This is a genomic window from Rhodococcus maanshanensis NBRC 100610 (genome assembly GCF_001894865.1).
GTDB classification, from domain to species: Bacteria; Actinomycetota; Actinomycetes; order Mycobacteriales; family Mycobacteriaceae; genus Rhodococcus_G; species Rhodococcus_G maanshanensis.
Map to the genome: position 1 here is coordinate 1 of NZ_BCXA01000015.1, position 17445 is coordinate 17445.

Here is a 17445-nt window from a genome sequence, read left to right on the forward strand (position 1 = left end):
CCCGCCGCGGCCCCGAGGGCGCCGCAGGCCGCGCCGTCCGCCGCGCGCGCCGTCGCGCCGGTGCTGGCGCCGCCCGGCGTCTCCAAGGTCGAGTGGATCACCGATCGGCGCGTGGCCCTGTGGGTCGACTCCGCCGCGATGGGTGCCCCGTTCCAGGTTCAGGTCCTGCTGGCCAAGGACTGGAACTCGCGTCCCGACGCATCGTTCCCCGCGCTGTACATGCTCGATGGTCTGCGCGCGCGCGACGACGAGAGCGGCTGGACGATCGAGACCGACGCCGCGAACTTCTACGCGGACAAGAACGTCAACGTGATCCTGCCGGTCGGCGGCGAGTCGAGCTTCTACGCCGACTGGCTCGCGCCGGACAACGGCAAGTTCTACAAGCTGGAGACCTTCCTGACGAAGGAGCTCCCGCCGGTCCTCGAGAACGGGCTGCGGACCACCACCACGCGCGGCATCATCGGCCTGTCCATGGGCGGCACCTCGGCGATGTTCCTCACCGAGCGGAACCCCGGCTTCTTCAAGTTTGCCGGCTCGTTCTCCGGCTACCTGAGCACCACCTCGCTCGGCATGCCGCAGGCGCTGCAGTACGCGATGACCGACGCGGGCGGCTACAACGTCTCGAAGATGTGGGGCCCGCCCGGCAGCCCGGCATGGGCGGCGCACGACCCGTACACCAACGCCGAGAAGCTCAGGGGCGTCAGCCTGTACGTCTCCAGCGGCAGCGGCATGACCGGTCCCTACGACCAGCCGTCCGGGATCCCCGGCGTCTCCACCAACTACGCGGGCATGGGTCTGGAGATCCTGTCCCGGCTCAGCTCGCAGAGCTTTGCCACCAAGCTGAACAAGCTCGGCATTCCCGCGCAGGTCAACTACCGCCCGTCCGGCACGCATTCCTGGCCGTACTGGCAGTTCGAGATGCACCAGGCCTGGCCGCAGGTGGCCAACGCCCTCGGCGTCGACGCCAGCGCTCCGAACTGCGGCACCGGCGGTTCCATCGCCGCGGTCGCGAACGCGAACCCGTGGCTCAGTGGCTGTGTCACCGGTGAATACGATGTCGCGGGTGGCAAGGCGCAGGACTTCCGCAACGGCCGGATCTTCTGGTCGCCCGGCACCGGCGCGCACGTGCTGACCGGCATGATCGGCGGCTCGTACCAGGCCAACGGCGGTCCCGCCGGGCCGCTCGGACTGCCGACCACGGACGAGAACGGCACCCCGGACGGGCGCGGACGCTACAACCACTTCGAGCGCGGCTCCATCTACTGGACCCCGCAGACCGGAGCGCACGCGGTCCGCGGCGCGATCAGGGACGAGTGGTCACGTCAGGGTTGGGAGCGCGGTCCGCTCGGCTACCCGATCCTCGACGAGGTGAAGGCGCCGGGCAAGGACGGCGCGATCCAGGGCTTCGAGATCGGCGCGATGTATCACAGCCCGCCGAACGGGACCCACGCCGTCCAGGGCCTGATCATGAAGAAGTACGGCGAACTGGGCTGGGAGGGTGGCTGGCTCGGCTTCCCGAGGACCAGCGAGGTCCCGGTCAAGGACAACGGCCGCTTCAACGAGTTCGAGAACGGCAACATCTACTGGAGTCCCCTGAGCGGGGCCTGGTCGGTGCGCAACGGCCCGATCTTCGACGCGTGGAAGAGCCAGAACTACGAGAACGGCAGGCTGGGCTTCCCGGTTGGTGACCAGCGCGACATCGCGGGTGGGATCCAGCAGGACTTCCAGGGCGGAAACATCACGGTCCGCAACGGTAAAGCGGAGATCCACAACCGTTAGCCCCCTTCGCACACGGGCCGGTGGCCGGGTGAACCCGGCGACCGGCCCGTTCGCGTCGGTAGCCTGTTCAACGACACCCGCGTGGCCGTCGGCACGTCGCCCGCCGGGTGGGCCGCACCCGCAGATCACGAATCCGAGGACTGAACTCAATGCTTGTTTCCACTCGTAACTCCCTCGCCAGGGCGCTCACGGTCGGCGCGCTCGTGGCGGTCACCGGCGGCCTGCTCGCGGGTTGTGGCAGCGACGACTCGACGGCCAGCAGCACGCCAACCCTGACCACCGGTTCCAAGTCCGCGCCCGCACCCGAGACCTCGATCGAGGTGCCCCCGTACACCACCCCTGCCGTCGCGGCGACCGCGCCCCCGGAGACGCCCGAGGCGGTCCCGAGCGGCTTCCCCGGCCCCACGGAGGCCCCCGCGATCGACGATCGCGGCAAGGCCTACCTGGAGGCGCTGAAGAAGGGCGGCATCGCCGTCGCCGACAACGGTGACATCGCGATCGTGACCGCGAACTACATCTGTGGCGCCAAGGTCAGCGGCGCGAACAGCGAAGAGGTCACCGCCTATGTCACCGGCATGGCGGGTGCGGAGGCCAGCATCACCGGCGCGACGATGACGCCGGAGCAGGCCGCCGAGGCAGCCAAGGTGTACATCGACGCCGCCAACGCCCACTACTGCAAGTAGTCGCGGATGAATGCCGCCGGACGTAAGGGCCGCAAGTCGGGGCGCGGTGTGCTGCGCCTGCTCATCGTGCTCATCGTGGTGCTGCTCCTCGCGCTCGTCGCGTTGGTGGCCTGGTACCTGCTGGCCGGGCGGGTACCCGCGCCGCCGCCGGGCCCGGGCCCGGAGCCGGAGCGGCCGAGCGCCCAGCCGGCGAGCTGCCCGGACGTCCAGGTGGTCTCCATCCCTGGCACCTGGGAGTCGAGTGCGATCGACGATCCCTTCAACCCGGGCGCGAACCCGGCGTCGTTGATGCTCAACATCAGCAGGCCGCTGCAGGCGCAGTTCGGCGGCCAGCGCGCGGAGGTGTACACCGTCCCCTACGTGGCGCAGTTCTCGAACCCGGTGGCGCTGCCGCCGGACGGTCAGATGTCGTACAACAAGAGTCGCGGCGAGGGCACAGCCCGGGCCAGCGAGGCCATGTCGGCCATGCACGCGAACTGCCCGCTCACGACCTTTGTGCTGATGGGCTTCTCGCAGGGTGCGGTCATCGCAGGCGACCTCGCCTCGGCGATCGGCGCGGGCACCGGGCCGGTGCCCGCGGACCTGGTGCTCGGCGTCGGGTTGATCGCGGACGGCAGGCGTGAGCCGGGCACGGCGCAGATCGTCGGCGCGCCGGTGGCCGGTGTCGGCGCGGAGCTGTCGCTCGGCGGGCTGAAGGTGCCGGGAATGACGATGACAGGTCCCCGGCCGGGTGGTTTCGGGACGCTCGGCGATCGGGTGGTCGACATCTGCGCGCCGTCGGACGGCATCTGCGACGCGCCTGCGAACGCGTTCAACCCGGTGAACTTCCTCGGGAGCCTCGCGCGGATCGGCGAATACATCAACAACCCGGTCCATGCCATGTACAACTCGTTCGTGGTGGACCAAAACGGCACCACGGCAACACAGTGGATGACAAACTGGGCCGCCGAGAAGGTGAGGTCCGCACCGACACCCGCTCACGAATAGTGGGAACGGTGTGATGCCGATAGAGTGGCCCACCGGCCACGTTGCCGTACCGCGCCGTCCAGTACCCCCGTTTTGCCCAGGTTTCAGGAGAAATGATCGATGAGTTCCGCCGACGCACCCGCGCCGCGCAAGTTCCGGTTTGCCGCCGGCGGAGAGGGTAACGCCGAAGAGGGTGGCGCCCGCCGATTCGTCAAGTTGGCCCAGAAGGCCGAGGAACTCGGTTACGACAGCTTCATGATTCCCGACCACCTCGGCAATCAGGTCGGTCCGATCGCCGCGCTCGGCGCACTCGCGGTGGCGACCGACAAGATCCGGATCGGGACCGCGGTGTTGGCCAATGGGTTCCGGCACCCGGCCGTGCTCGCCAAGGACGCGGCGACGATCGACGTGCTGTCCGGCGGACGGCTCGAGCTCGGCATCGGCGCGGGCTGGATGAAGGAAGAGTTCGACAAGGGCGGCATCACGTACGACAGCCCGGGCGTTCGCATCGCCAAGCTCGCGGAGTCCCTCGAGATCCTCGACACGCTGCTGCGCGGCCAGGAGTGCAACTTCCAGGGCGAGTACTACCAGATCAACGGGCTCAAGGGCAGTCCGCGGCCCCGGCAGGGCCCGCGCCCGCCCATCGTGGTCGGCGGTGGTGGCCCGAAGATGCTGGCGCTGGCGGCCAAGTACGCGGACATCATCTCGCTCGCCCCGCCCAGTAACAAGGACGGCAAGATGCTGCTGTCCGGCATCACGATGGAGGCGACCGCCGCGCGGGTCGAGCGCATCCGCGAGGCCGCGGGCGACCGGTTCGACGACATCGAGCTGAACTGGACGATCACCACGATCATGCCGACCGATGATCGGGAGGCCATGGCCGAGATGGCGCTGGCGGCCCTGGACAACGGGTACCCGCCGAACATCGAGGTGGACGTCAAACTCACGGTGGAGCAGATCCTGAACTCCCCGTACCTCGCATTCGGCTCCTACGAGGAGATCGCGGACCAGATCCGCAGCGTGCGGGCGCAGACCTCCATGTCCTACGTGGGGATCTTCCCCACGCAGATGGAGGCATTCGCTCCGGTGATACCCCTGCTCAAGGGTGAATGAGAACGGCGCTGTCTGTAACATGCTGTTGGTTTGGGATGGGGCGCGCGCCGTTACCGATCTGAGACCTGCACGCATTGTCACCACTAGTCACTATTTGCACGATCCCAGGCGGCTGCAGGGGATGGAGCTCACCGGTGTTCGTCGCGTTCACCGGGAGCTTGCCTTGGAGGAGAAGGTATGAAGAACTTCGATGACTACGTCGACGACGCCGGCAACATCAGGCTGATGCCCGGCAGCACGCTCGTCGATCACGTCGAACAGCACACCCGCGAGAACGCGGACGAGCTGGCATACCGCTATATCGACTACTCCCGGGAGCGGGACGGTGAGGTACACGAGCTCACCTGGACCCAGTTCGGCAACCGGCTGCGCGCCGTCGCCGCCCGCCTCCAGCAGGTGACCGAGCCCGGCCAGCGGGTCGCGATCCTGGCGCCCCAGGGCCTGGACTACGTCATCTCCTTCTTCGCCGCCATGCACGCGGGCACCATCGCGGTGCCGCTGTTCGATCCGGACGAGCCCGGCCACGGCGACCGCCTGCACGCGGTCCTCGGCGACTGCAAGCCGTCGGCGATCCTCACGGCGTCCACCTCCGCCGCCGGTGTCCGCCAGCTCTTCCGTTCGCTGCCCGCCGCGGAGCGCCCCCGCATCATCGCGGTCGACGCGATCCCGGACACCGTCGGCGAGACCTGGGTGTACCCCGAGATCGGGCTCGACGACATCGCGTACCTGCAGTACACCTCCGGTTCGACCCGGGTGCCCGCAGGCGTGGAGATCACCCACCGGGCGGTCGGCACCAACGCGCTGCAGATGGTCGACGCGATCGAGCTGACCACCGACTCCCGCGGCGTCACCTGGCTGCCGCTGTTCCACGACATGGGCCTGCTCACGGTGATCCTGCCCGCGCTTGGCGGCAAGTACATCACCATCATGTCGCCGCGCGCGTTCGTGCAGCGCCCGTACCGCTGGATCAAGGAACTGGCCGCGATCACCGACGGCGCGGGCACCTTCGCCGCGGCGCCGAACTTCGCCTTCGAGCACGCCGCGGCCCGCGGGCTGCCGAAGGACGGCGAGACCCTCGACCTGAGCAACGTCATCGGCCTGATCAACGGCAGCGAGCCGGTCACGACCTCGTCGATGCGCAAGTTCAACGACGCGTTCGGGCCGTACGGGCTGCCGAAGACCGCGATCAAGCCGTCGTACGGCATGGCAGAGGCGACGCTGTTCGTCTCGTCCACCAAGCACAGCGACGAGGCCAAGGTCATCTACGTCGACCGCGCCCAGCTCAACGAGGGCCGCATGGTCAAGGTGGACAAGGACGCCGACGGCGCCATCCCGCAGGTCTCCTGCGGCTACGTCTCGCGCAGCCAGTGGGCCGCGATCGTGGACGCCGACACCGGCGCCGAGGTCGAGGACGAGTACGTCGGCGAGATCTGGCTGCACGGCAACAACATGGGCCAGGGCTACTGGGGCCGCCCCGAGGAGACCGAGCAGACCTTCCACAACCGGTTGTCCTCCAAGATCGCCTCCGGCAGCCACGCCGAGGGCGCGCCCGAGGACTCGAACTGGATGCGCACCGGCGACTACGGCGTGTACGTCGACGGCGAGCTGTACATCACCGGCCGCGTCAAGGACCTGGTGATCGTCGACGGCCGCAACCACTACCCGCAGGACCTCGAGGCGACCGCACAGGAGGCGAGCGCCGCGCTGCGCCCCGGCTTCGTCGCGGCGTTCGCGGTGCCCGCGAACCAGCTCCCGAAGGAGGTGTTCGAGGCGGGCACCGGCCTGACCTTCGACGCCGACGACGCCTCCGAGCAGCTCGTCCTGGTCGGCGAGCGCGCACCGGGCGCGGGCAAGGCCGATCCGGCCCCGATTGCCGACGCGGTGCGCGCGGCGATCTCCACCCGGCACGGCGTCACCGCCCGTGACGTGCTGCTGGTGCCTGCCGGGTCCATCCCGCGTACCTCCAGCGGCAAGATCGCCAGGCGCGCCTGCAAGGCCGCATACATCGAGGGGACGCTCCGTGGTGGTTACACGCAGACCGCGTTCCCCGATAGCGTGTAAGACAACCTCTTCTTGACGGGTAGCGTGGTGTGTTGATGGCTGAGACAGAGATGACGGTCGCGCAGCTGCGCGAATGGCTGCGCAACTGGGTTGCCGAGGCGACCGGGCAACCGGTCGATCAGATCTCGGATGACCGTCCGATGGAGGAGTTCGGGCTCTCGTCCCGGGACGCCGTCGCTCTGAGCGGGGAGATCGAGGAACTGGTCGGCATCACGCTGAACGCCACGGTCGTCTACCAGCACCCCACGATCGCTGCGCTGGCGACCCTGATCATCGAGGGCGAGCCGGAGGTCCCCGACGAGCCCGAGGACGCGGCGTACTACGCGATCAAGGACACGTCGCAGTCGCACGACATCGCGATCGTCGGCCTGTCCAGCCGGTTCCCCGGCACCGGTCACACCCCCGACGAGATGTGGCGACTGCTCATCGAGGGCCGCGACGCGGTCACCGAGCTGCCGAAGGGCCGCTGGGCAGAGTTCGCCGCCGACCCGCAGATTGCCGCCGCAATCGAGACGGCCAACACCAAGGGTGGCTACCTCGACGACGTCAAGGGCTTCGACGCCGAGTTCTTCGCGATGTCGCCGCTCGAGGTCCGCAACGTCGACCCGCAGCACCGGTTGGCACTGGAGCTCACCTGGGAGGCGCTCGAGCACGCCCGCATCCCGGCCAGCGAGCTCAAGGGCGAGCAGGTCGGTGTGTTCATCGGCAGCTCGGCCAACGACTACCAGCTGCTCGCGGTCAGCGATCCGGTGCACGCGCACCCCTACGCCCTCACCGGCACCTCGACCGCCATCGTCGCGAACCGGGTGTCCTACTACTTCGACTTCCGCGGCCCCTCAATCGCCATGGACACCGCGTGCTCGTCCTCGCTGGTGGCCGTGCACCAGGCCGTGCGGTCGCTGCGCACCGGTGAGTCCGACCTCGCGCTCGCGGGCGGCGTCAACATGCTCGTCGCGCCCGCAGCGAGTCTCGGCTTCAACGAGATCGGAATGTTCGCCGAGGACGGCAGAATCAAGGCCTTTTCCTCCGACGCGAACGGCATCGTCCGCGCCGAGGGCGGCGGCCTGGTCGTCCTCAAGCGCCTCGAGGACGCCGAGCGCGACGGCGACGACATCCTCGCGGTGATCGCAGGCTCGGCCGTCAACCAGGACGGCCGCTCCAATGGCATTGTCGCCCCGAACCCTGACGCGCAGGCCGCCGTGCTGCGCAGCGCCTACCGCGACGCGGGCATCGCGCCGTCCGGTGTCGACTACATCGAGGCGCACGGCACCGGCACCATCCTCGGCGACCCGATCGAGGCGGACGCCCTCGGCCGGGTGGTCGGCCGCGGCCGCGGGGCCGACAAGCCGGCGCTGCTCGGCAGCGCGAAGACCAACTTCGGGCACCTCGAGGCCGCCGCGGGCGCCGCGGGCCTGATCAAGGTCGTGCTCGCGATGCGGGAGGACAAGCTCCCCCCGTCGCTGAACTACGCGGGCCCGAACCCGTACATCGACTTCGACAAGGCGCACCTGCAGGTGATCCCCGAGGCCACCGACTGGCCGCGGTACACCGGCCGCGCCGTCGCGGGTGTCTCCGGCTTCGGCTTCGGTGGCACCAACGCGCACGTCGTGGTCCGCGAGTACGAGGCGCCTGCGGCGCCCGTGAGCACTTCCGGCCCCGACGAGGACCAGAAGGACACACAGGCAGCGGAGCTGCTCGATGTCGAGACGGAGGCAGCGGGTGTGCTCGCCGACGCCGCCGAGTCGATGGGCGTAGAGCCCGCCGTGGCCGCCGAGCAGGCCGAGACCCAGGCAGAGCCGACGCCGGTGCTGCTCGCGGTCTCCGCCTCGATGCCCTCGCGCCGCCGCCGCGCCGCCGCCGACCTGGCCGACTGGCTGGAGACCGAGGCCGGCAGCACGACCCCGCTCGAGGACGTCGGCCGCACGCTGGCCCGCCGCAACCACGGCCGTTCCCGTGCGGTGGTGCTCGCACGCACCCGCGCCGAGGCCATCACCGGCCTGCGCGCGGTCGCAGCGGGCAAGCCCGGCCAGGGCGTGCTGTCCGCGGACGCGCCCGCCTCCAACGGCCCGGTCTGGGTGTTCTCGGGCTTCGGTTCGCAGCACCGCAAGATGGCCAAGCAGCTGTACCTGAACAACGCCGTGTTCCGGAAGACGGTCGACGAGGTCGACGAGCTGATCGAGTACGAGGCCGGCTACAAGATGGCCGAGAAGTTCCTCGACGACTCGGTCGACTACGACGTCGAGACCGCGCAGGTCGGCATCTTCACCATCCAGATCGGCCTGGCCGCGGTGCTCCGCCACCACGGCGCCGACCTGGAGGCCGCGGTCGGGCACTCGATGGGTGAGGCGGCCGCCGCGTACGTCACCGGTGGGCTCTCGCTCGAGGACGCGGTCCGGGTCATCACCGCCCGCTCCCGGCTGATGGGCGAGGCCGAGTCGACGCTCGAGGGCGACGACATCCGCCTGATGGCGCTGGTGGAGTACAGCGCCGCCGAGATCGAGGGCGTGCTCGGGGACTTCCCGAACCTGGAGGTCTGCGTGTACGCCGCGCCGACCCACACGGTCATCGGTGGCCCGCAGCCCGAGGTGGAGGCCATCGTGGCCCGCGCCGAGGCCGAGGAGAAGCTCGGCCGGGTGCTGCAGACCAAGGGCGCCAGCCACACCTCGCAGGTGGACCCGCTGCTCGGCGAGCTGGCGGCCGAGCTGGCCGGCATCGAGCCGCACAAGCTGACGGCCGGGCTGTACTCCTCGGTCGACAAGGAGACCTTCTACCGGGCCGGGCACGACCCGATCCACCAGGTCGAGTACTGGACCAAGGGCCTGCGGCACAGCGTCTACTTCACCAATGCGGTGCGCCTGGCCGTCGACGCCGGGCACACCACGTTCGTCGAGCTGGCGCCGAACCCGGCGACGCTGATGTCGGTCGCGGCCACCGCGTTCGACGCGGGGCTGCACGACGCTCAGCTGATCCCGACCCTCAAGCGCAAGGAGGACGAGGAGCTGGGCGTGCTCAGTGCCCTCGCCCAGCTCTACGTGCACGGCCACCCGGTGGACCTGCCGTCGCTGTTCACCGGCGGCGGCTACGCGGACCTGCCGCGGACCGCGTTCCTCCGCAAGGATCACTGGCTCGACATCCGCATCTCCTCGGGCGGCAACGCCCGGGTGCCCGGTGCGCACGTCTCGCTGCCCGACGGCAGGCACGTGTGGGAGGTCGAGGCCGCCGCGGTCGCCGACCTGAACGCGCTGGCGACCGAGGCCGCCGCGCAGGTGCTCTCGGATGTCGTGCTGACCGCGGCCGTCGCGCACGGCGAGGTCCCGGCCGCAGGCACGCTGACCACGACGCTGAACCCGCATCCGGGCGGGGCGTCGCTGCAGGTGCACGCCAAGACCGCAGCGGGCTTCGCGCTGCTGCTCGACGCGGTGGTGACCGCGGGCGAACCGCTGCCCGAGCTCGTCGTTGCCGCGCCCGAGCCGCGCTCCAGCTCGCCGATGGAGGAGCTGCCCGAGGTCGTCGAATCCTTCGGCGACAAGTGGGATCCCAACGGCAACCAGACCCTCGAGGACCGGCTGGCGCTGATCGTCGCCGAGTCGATGGGCTATGCGGTCGAGGACCTGCCCGCCGAGATCCCGCTCATCGAGCTGGGCCTGGATTCGCTGATGGCGGTGCGGATCAAGAACCGCGTCGAGTACGAGTTCGACATCCCGCAGCTGCAGCTGCAGGCGGTCCGCGACGCGAGCCTGCGCGAGGTGGAGAAGTACCTGCGCTACGCGATCGACAACCGCGAAGAGGTCGAGGCGCTCGCCGAGAAGCAGCGCGCCGAGAAGGAGGCCGAGGAGGCTTCCGCCGCACTCGATTCGGCCCTCGCCGACGAGACGACCAGCCCGGTCGCGGAGGCCGAGGAGATTCTCGCCGAGGCCGCGCAGGAGTCGTCCGACGGGGAGATCAACGTCCCGCCGCGCGACGCCGCCGAGCGCCTCACGTTCGCGACGTGGGCGGTGGTGACCGGAAAGTCCGCGAAGGGCATCTTCAACATCCTTCCCGTGCTCGACGACGACACCGCCGAGAAGCTGGCCGCTCGCCTGACCGAGCGCGCGGGCGGCGAGGTGAGCTTCGACGACGTCCTCGACTCGGAGACCGTCGAGCAGCTCGCCGAGAAGGTGCGCCCGCACCTCGAGGACGCGGGCAAGATCGAGGGTCTCGTGCGTTCGCTGCGCGCCCGGCCCGAAGGTTCCTCCGCCGTGCCGGTTTTCGTGTTCCACCCGGCCGGTGGATCGACCGTCGCCTACGAGCCGCTGCTGCGTCGGCTGCCGGAGGGCACCCCGATGTACGGCTTCGAACGCACCGAGGGCCCGATCGAGGTGCGCGCCCGCGAGTACCTGCCGCTGATCAAGGAGATCCAGGGCGACGGGCCGTACGTGCTGTACGGCTGGTCGCTCGGCGGCGTCCTCTCCTACGCGGTGGCGAAGCTGCTGCGCGAGGAGGGCAAGGACGTCCGGGTCGTCGGCCTCATCGACACGGTGATGGCGGGCGAAGAGGTCGAGGAGACCCCCGAGGAGATCAAGAAGCGGTGGCAGCGGTACGCCGCGTTCGCGAAGAAGACCTACAACATCGATGCGCCGCTGCCGTACGACAAGCTCGCCGCCGCCGAGTCCGACGACGACCAGATCAAGATCCTGATGGACATGCTCAAGATGAGCGGCGCGAAGATTCCCGGTGGCATCATCGAGCACCAGCGCACCTCCTGGCTGGACAACCGGGCACTGCAGACCGCGAACCCGGACAAGTACGACGGCGACGTCGTCCTCTACATGGCGGACAAGTATCACGACGACGCGATCGCGCTCGAACCGTCGTTCGGGACGCGCGCGCCCGACGGCGGCTGGGGGAAGGTCGCCTCGAACCTGGAGATCGTCTACGTCGGTGGCGATCACATCCAGATCGTGGACGAGCCGTACATTGCCAAGGTGGGGGCGGACCTGACCAAGAAGCTGGCCGACATCGAGGCCGAGAAGCGGAGCAACTGAGTGAGCACCACTACGGCCGAGAAGCTGGCGGACCTTCGCGAGAAGCTCGAGCTGTCGAAGGCCCCTGGTAACCCGAGGGCCATCGCGAGGCGCGCGGAGAAGGGACTCCCGACCCCGCGTGAGCGCATCGACATGCTGCTCGATCCGGGCAGCTTCGTCGAGGTCGGCCAGCTCGCCCGGATGGCGGGCGATCCCGCCAACCCGTACGGCGACGGGGTCGTCACCGGGCACGGCACGGTCGAGGGCCGTCCTGTCGCGGTGTTCTCGCACGACCAGACCGTCTTCGGTGGCGCTGCGGGAGAGATCTTCGGCCGGAAGGTCTCCGCGATCCTCGACTTCGCGATCAAGATCGGTTGCCCCGTCATCGGGATCAACGAGTCCGCGGGCGCGCGCGTTCAGGACGCCGTCGCGTCGGTGGCCTGGTACGCGGAGATGGGCAGGCGGCACGAGCCGCTGTCCGGGCTGTGCCCGCAGATCTCGATCATCCTCGGCAAGTGCGCCGGTGGAGCCGTCTACGCGCCGATCAACACCGACGTCGTGATCGCCACCGAAGAGTCGTACATGTTCGTCACCGGTCCGGACGTCATCAAGTCCGTCACCGGCGAGGACGTCAGCCTCGAGGACCTGGGCGGCGCCCGCAAGCAGGCCGAGTACGGCAACGTGCACCACGTCGCGGCCGACGAGAAGGCCGCCTTCGAGTGGGCCCGCAAGTACCTGAGCTTCATGCCGTCCAGCTGCACCGAGCAGCCCCCGATCGTCAACCCGGGCCTCGAGCCGGAGATCACCGAGGACGACCTGTCGCTCGACTCGTTCATGCCGGACGCCGACAACGCCGGTTACGACATGCACGACGTGCTGCTCAAGATCTTCGACGACGGCGATTTCCACGAGGTCCGCAGCCAGAGCGCACAGAACATCATCACCGGGTTCGCCCGGGTGGACGGCCGCCCGGTCGGCGTCGTCGCCAACCAGCCGATGGGCCTGTCCGGCGCGCTGGACGCGGCCGCCTCCGACAAGGCCGCGCACTTCGTGCAGGTCTGCGACGCGTACAACATCCCGTTGGTGCTGGTCGTGGACACCCCTGGCTTCCTGCCCGGCGTCGAGCAGGAGAAGGTCGGCGTCATCAAGCGCGGCGGCCGGTTCCTGTTCTCCTACGTCTCGGCCACCGTGCCGAAGGTGACCGTCGTGGTCCGCAAGTCCTACGGCGGCGGATACGCGGTGATGGGTTCCAAGCAGTTGGGCGCCGACGTGAACTTCGCCTGGCCGACCGCTCGGATCGCCGTGATGGGCGCGGAGAGCGCGGTCGCGGTGATCGGGCGCAAGCAGATCGAGGCGGCGGGCGAGAACGCCCCCGCGGTGCGCCGCCAGCTCATCAACTACTACAACGAGCACGTCGCGACGCCGTACGTCGCGGCGGAGCGCGGCTACATCGACGCGGTGATCGAGCCGTCGACCACCCGCCTCGAGATCCGCAAGGCGCTGACCCTGCTGCGCGACAAGGAACTCCCCAAGAACCCGCGCAAGCACTCGCTGATCCCGTTCTGACACGGGGCGATCGTGCCGCCCGCGGGGCTCACCCCGGATCGCCCGGTCCGGTGCCTGGGTCCGCGGTCGGCGTCAACAGCCGCGTCCGCATCAGGTCGAGGACCTGGTCGAGCGCGGCGCGAGTGGGCTGACCGGGCTCGTCGATGAGGTGCTCGGTGAGCACCGAGTGCGGTGGGAGCAGCCCCTCCGGGTTCGCGGTGGCGCCGTCGAGTTCGACGGCGACGAAGGCGTCGCCGAGCTGTTCGCGGAGGAAGTCGAACCGTTCGGCCGGTGCGAGCCGGTCGGAGGCGAAGCGCAGCCCCAGGACGGTCAGCCCGTTCGCGCATCGCTGCTTCACCCTGGCCAGGTCGTCGGGCGAGATGTCGATGGTCCGCCGTCGCCGCGCGGAGACCCCGAGGGGCAGCGAGGGCTGCGACAGGACCGGGGCGACCAGGACGTCGTCCACGGCCATCGCCAGCGCGTAGCCGCCGGTGAAGCACATCCCGACCGCGCCGACCCCCGGTCCGCCGCACCGGTCGTGCTCATGGGCCGCCAGCGCCCGCAACCACGTGACCACCGGCGAGCTGCGCCCGGTCGCCAGCATCGTGAACTCGCGGCTGACACAGACCGGGACCATCGTGGTGACCGCGTTGACCGCCATCGCGACCCTTCCGTGGGTACCCGGATTCGGATCCCGGCCGGGGTCGCCGAACAGGTGCGGAAGCACTGCCGTGCACCCGATCTCGGCGACGCGGCGGGCGAACTCGAGCACCTTCGGGGTGATACCGGGGATCTCCGCCATGATGATCACCGCCGGGCCGGTGCCGCGACGGTAGATCGCGCGCGTCGTGCCGTCGTGGGTGAAGTGTGCGGCCTCGAAATCGCCCATCTCGTCGTCCGGCATGTACCGAGTATGCGGCCGCAGGCCCTCCGATGCGACGAAGACCGGCACCCCGTGTGGGGAGCCGGTCTTCGTCGGTGCCGGTGGTTACTTCTCGTAGACCCGCATCATGCCTGGGCTCCAGAAGCCGGAGCGTCGCACCTCGCCGGTGTCGACGACGGCGGCCTCAGCCTCGGGGAAGTACGGCGTGTACCGCTCCAACGCGCCCCAGTCGCGGCCCCAGTCGTCGACCAGGTAGGTCGGAACCGTTGACGCCTCGGCGAGCATCTCGGTCCAGCCGAGCGGTCCGCCGTTCTCGTGGGACTGCCAGGTGTCGGTGGAGCTGACCGCGAGCGGACGGTCCGGGAGGATGCGGAACCCGGGGACCTCGGCGACGCCGTACTTGTGGTCGAACGGACGCTGGCAGGGGAACTGCAGACCGACCGCCCAGTCGAGCAGCACCGGCTGGGTCCTGCCGATGTAGTCGTTGAGCGACTGCAACTGCGGGACCCGCGGCGGGGTGAACGCGAGCCACTGATCGCCGGTCAGGTTCGGGTCGTTCGCGACGATCCGGACCACATCGGTGCCCGCGGGCAGCTCGTCGATCGGGATCCGCAGGTTCCGCCAGGACGGCGCGGGGCCGATGTCCTTGGGCAGGTAGGTCCCGAGCGCGGTGATCGTGCCGTCGGCCTCGCGGTGCCCGGACTCGAGCAGCAGCGACTGACCGTAGGTGACCTCGCCGTCCTTGCTCTCCGACCAGATGCGCCCGGCCGCGGAGATCACGACCAGCGGCGACTGCTCGCTGCGCGCGGGCAGCCCGTACCAGCTGGAGACGAGGCTGGCCGGCTCCTGGACCCCGGTCTGGTAGCTGCCGAGGATCGGCGTGGTCGCGGGGTTCAGCCCGTACGGCAGCTTGACGTTGCTGCCGTTGACGCCGACGGCCCCGGTGCCGCCCTCGGTGCCAGCGCCAGCGCCGGTGGCGAAGCTCGCGCCGACCGACTGGCCGTCGGTGTTCGACTGGCCGGGCTTGACCTCGGTGTAGTCCGCGGACAGGTCGGTGGGCACGCCGTTCGGGCTGAATCCGGTCGGCTTGCTGCCCCCGAGGGGGTCGTTCGGGTTCGCCGGCGGGTCGGCCCGGTCGAAGACCGGCTGCAGCCGGCCCGCGTTCGGGTCCGCCTCGGTCAGCACGTCGTCGGCCAGTCCGCACGGCGACCCGGTGACGGCGTCGATGTTGGAGCGGGCCAGCGAGTACGCCGGGTACTGGGACACCGCGCCCTTGGCCAGCGAGAGCACCTCGAACAGCACCATCAGCGCCGCCACCACGGTCAGCGGCACCGCCGCGAACTTCTTGATGCGCCTGCCCTTTTCGGTGGACGCCTTGACCTCGGTGCCGATGAAGTCCTCGCGGAAGTACTGCCAGGCGACGACCAGCACGGCGACGACGAACAGCGCGAGCAACGCCGAGTTGAGCTGCCTGCCGCCGAGCGAGACGGTCTTGTCGAACCACGGGATGCCGTAGCTGGAGACGTACCACCAGCCGTTGATGCCGGAGAAGGAGAAGGCCAGCACCAGCAGCAGTCCCGCCGCGAACATGGTGCGGTTGCGGCGCGAGCGCAGCGCGGCGGCGGAGACCGCCACCGCGGTGAGCGCGGCCAGCGAACCGGCGATGCCCGCATACGCACCGAAGTGGTGGGTCCACTTGGTGGGGTTGAACATCATGAAGAAGATGGTTCCGAACACCACGCCGAGCAGGCGCCAGGACGGGCCGACCGCCGCACCCGGGATCTTCTTGCGGCGCAACAGCACGAACAGGGTGGTGAACAGGCAGAGGATCATCACCAGGAACGCGAACCGGCGGGCCACGGAACCGTCGACCGTCTGCACGAACAGGTAGTAGTACCGGAGGAACTCCTCGTACCAGTTCATGTTCGGGCCGATCAGGCTGCGCACCCTTGTGGCCTCGCGGACGCCCGCGAAGGTCTGGTCCGCGAACACCACGACGAGCACCACCGTGCCCGCCGCCAGCAGCGGGGCGACCAGCGGCCAGGCGCCCACGTCGCGGTGCCGGCGGACCAGGATCCGGACCATCGGCCGCGCGCCCGCCAGCAGGGCAGCCACACACATCAGGCCGGTCGGGGCGGCGCCGAGCGAGAACGCGGCGATCAAGATCGCGACCGCGGCGGGCAGCAGCCGGCCGGTGGCGATGGCACGCTCCACCGAGCACCAGGTCAGCAGCGCGCCGAGGGCCACGATCGGCTCCGGGCGCAGGCCGTTGTTGTAGGCCATCCAGAATGCGAGGAACACCAGCCCGCCGGTCCACACGGCGGCGGAGCTGTGCCGGACCGCCCTGCCGAGGCGGGGGATCACCTCGCGGCTGATCACCATCCAGCAGAGGATGCCCGCGAGCAGCGCGGGCAGGCGCATCCATGGGCTGGCGGTGGAGATCTTGGCCATCGCGGCCAGCACCTCGTAGTACCAGCCGAACGGGGCCTCGGGGACGCCGAACCAGCGGAAGTAGTTGGCCATGTAGCCGGCGTGCTCCGACACCCGGGCCATCGTGAGCAGGTAGCCGTCGTCGGCGGTGTTCGCGCCGATGAAGTGCCAGAGCGCGAGGATGCCGACGACCGCGCCGTCGACCGCCTTGAACCGCCACCAGTGCGACGGGAAGAAGCGGCGGTGGCCGCGGCCGTCGGTGCCGTCGAGCCGGCCGAGCGCGACCAGCGAGGCGATGGTCAGCAGGACCGCGAGCACCATCGCCACGCTCTTGATCAGCGTGGGCGAGGAGGTGAAGCGGGAATCGATGTTCGCCGTCAACGAGAGTCCGGCGGGCGCGGGGCCGTCCAGGCTGGTGAAGACGCCGACCACCTGCGGCCGCAGGTCTCCGGTGAGGGTGCCGGTCACCGGGCTGCCGTCGATGGACAGCCCCTCGAAGGTGGCGGTGGTGCTGTTGATGTCGGAGCTGAAGGTGATGGCGCTGCAGCCGCCTGCCTCGACCCGGGCCCGCGGGGCCGATGCTACGACCACGTTGCGGTCGAGCACGTCCACGGTCTCGGCGGTGACCCGCATGAACATCGAGTTGAGCGGCGCGTCCGTGCCCTGCGGCGGGGCCGTGGCCAGCAGCAGGCCGCCCTCCGGGGGCAGGTCGCGGACCAGTGCACACGGAACCGACGCCTGCAGATCGATCGGCACCTGGGCCATCAGCGGCGCGTCGACGCTCGCGGTGACGCCCGCCTGCGGCCAGTTCAGGGTGGACGTCGTCTGGCTGACCGGCAGGAACGGCGTCGCCACCGCGAACAGCGCACCGAGCAGACCGGTGACGACCGCGATCAGCCGCGCGGTGCGGTACTTCGCTCTGAAGTCGACCGGGGGCGGTGCGGAAATGACTGGTTCAGGGGCTGTCACGACGTCGGGCACG

General features: G+C 69.8%; 9 protein-coding genes. 7 read left to right on the plus strand and 2 right to left on the minus strand.

From position 1 onward, the window contains the following. The 7 genes from RM1_RS08110 to RM1_RS08140 all read left to right on the plus strand — a co-directional run. On the plus strand, window positions 1-1779 hold a 1779-nt coding region (locus tag RM1_RS08110; RefSeq protein ID WP_245816144.1), incomplete at its 5' end, for an alpha/beta hydrolase-fold protein. 149 nt (window positions 1780-1928) lie between these two features. Continuing rightward, window positions 1929-2462 (plus strand): DUF732 domain-containing protein, encoded by a 534-nt coding sequence (locus RM1_RS08115; protein ID WP_072750826.1) that lies wholly within the window; start codon window positions 1929-1931, stop codon window positions 2460-2462. A gap of 6 nt (window positions 2463-2468) precedes the next feature. Continuing rightward, window positions 2469-3449: a cutinase family protein gene (locus tag RM1_RS08120; protein WP_072750827.1), complete on the plus strand. Its 981-nt coding sequence runs from the start codon at window positions 2469-2471 to the stop codon at window positions 3447-3449. Window positions 3450-3548: 99 nt separating this feature from the next. Next, window positions 3549-4541: an LLM class F420-dependent oxidoreductase gene (locus tag RM1_RS08125; RefSeq protein ID WP_072750828.1), complete on the plus strand. Its 993-nt coding sequence runs from the start codon at window positions 3549-3551 to the stop codon at window positions 4539-4541. A 177-nt stretch (window positions 4542-4718) separates the two neighbouring features. Continuing rightward, complete coding sequence (gene fadD32 / locus RM1_RS08130; protein WP_072750829.1) at window positions 4719-6602, plus strand: long-chain-fatty-acid--AMP ligase FadD32; 1884 nt, start codon at window positions 4719-4721, stop codon at window positions 6600-6602. A 50-nt stretch (window positions 6603-6652) separates the two neighbouring features. After that, the gene (pks13, locus tag RM1_RS08135) at window positions 6653-11626 is read left to right on the plus strand and encodes a polyketide synthase Pks13 (RefSeq protein WP_072750830.1); all 4974 of its coding nucleotides are present in this window, start codon (window positions 6653-6655) and stop codon (window positions 11624-11626) included. Next, entirely contained in the window at window positions 11627-13171 is a 1545-nt protein-coding gene (locus RM1_RS08140) for an acyl-CoA carboxylase subunit beta (RefSeq protein WP_072750831.1), read from the plus strand. A 28-nt stretch (window positions 13172-13199) separates the two neighbouring features. On the opposite strand, the gene RM1_RS08145 is transcribed toward RM1_RS08140, so the two are convergent. Both RM1_RS08145 and RM1_RS08150 read right to left on the minus strand, forming a co-directional pair. Next, window positions 13200-14054 carry a dienelactone hydrolase family protein gene (locus tag RM1_RS08145; protein ID WP_072750891.1) on the minus strand — a complete coding sequence of 285 codons (855 nt, stop codon included), beginning with the start codon at window positions 14052-14054 and terminating at the stop codon, window positions 13200-13202. Between the two features lie 84 nt (window positions 14055-14138). Continuing rightward, window positions 14139-17444, minus strand: coding sequence for an arabinosyltransferase domain-containing protein (locus tag RM1_RS08150; RefSeq protein WP_072750832.1), 3306 nt, complete (start codon window positions 17442-17444; stop codon window positions 14139-14141). Window position 17445: the final 1 nt, after the last annotated feature.

What these genes read in the sequence shown, in the direction of transcription:
- RM1_RS08125 (WP_072750828.1), top strand. Translation starts at nt 3,549, where the DNA reads ATGAGTTCCGCCGACGCACCCGCGCCGCGCAAGTTCCGGTTTGCCGCC.
- RM1_RS08145 (WP_072750891.1), bottom strand. Translation starts at nt 14,054, where the DNA reads ATGCCGGACGACGAGATGGGCGATTTCGAGGCCGCACACTTCACCCAC.
- pks13 (WP_072750830.1), top strand. Translation starts at nt 6,653, where the DNA reads ATGACGGTCGCGCAGCTGCGCGAATGGCTGCGCAACTGGGTTGCCGAG.
- fadD32 (WP_072750829.1), top strand. Translation starts at nt 4,719, where the DNA reads ATGAAGAACTTCGATGACTACGTCGACGACGCCGGCAACATCAGGCTG.
- RM1_RS08115 (WP_072750826.1), top strand. Translation starts at nt 1,929, where the DNA reads ATGCTTGTTTCCACTCGTAACTCCCTCGCCAGGGCGCTCACGGTCGGC.
- RM1_RS08120 (WP_072750827.1), top strand. Translation starts at nt 2,469, where the DNA reads ATGAATGCCGCCGGACGTAAGGGCCGCAAGTCGGGGCGCGGTGTGCTG.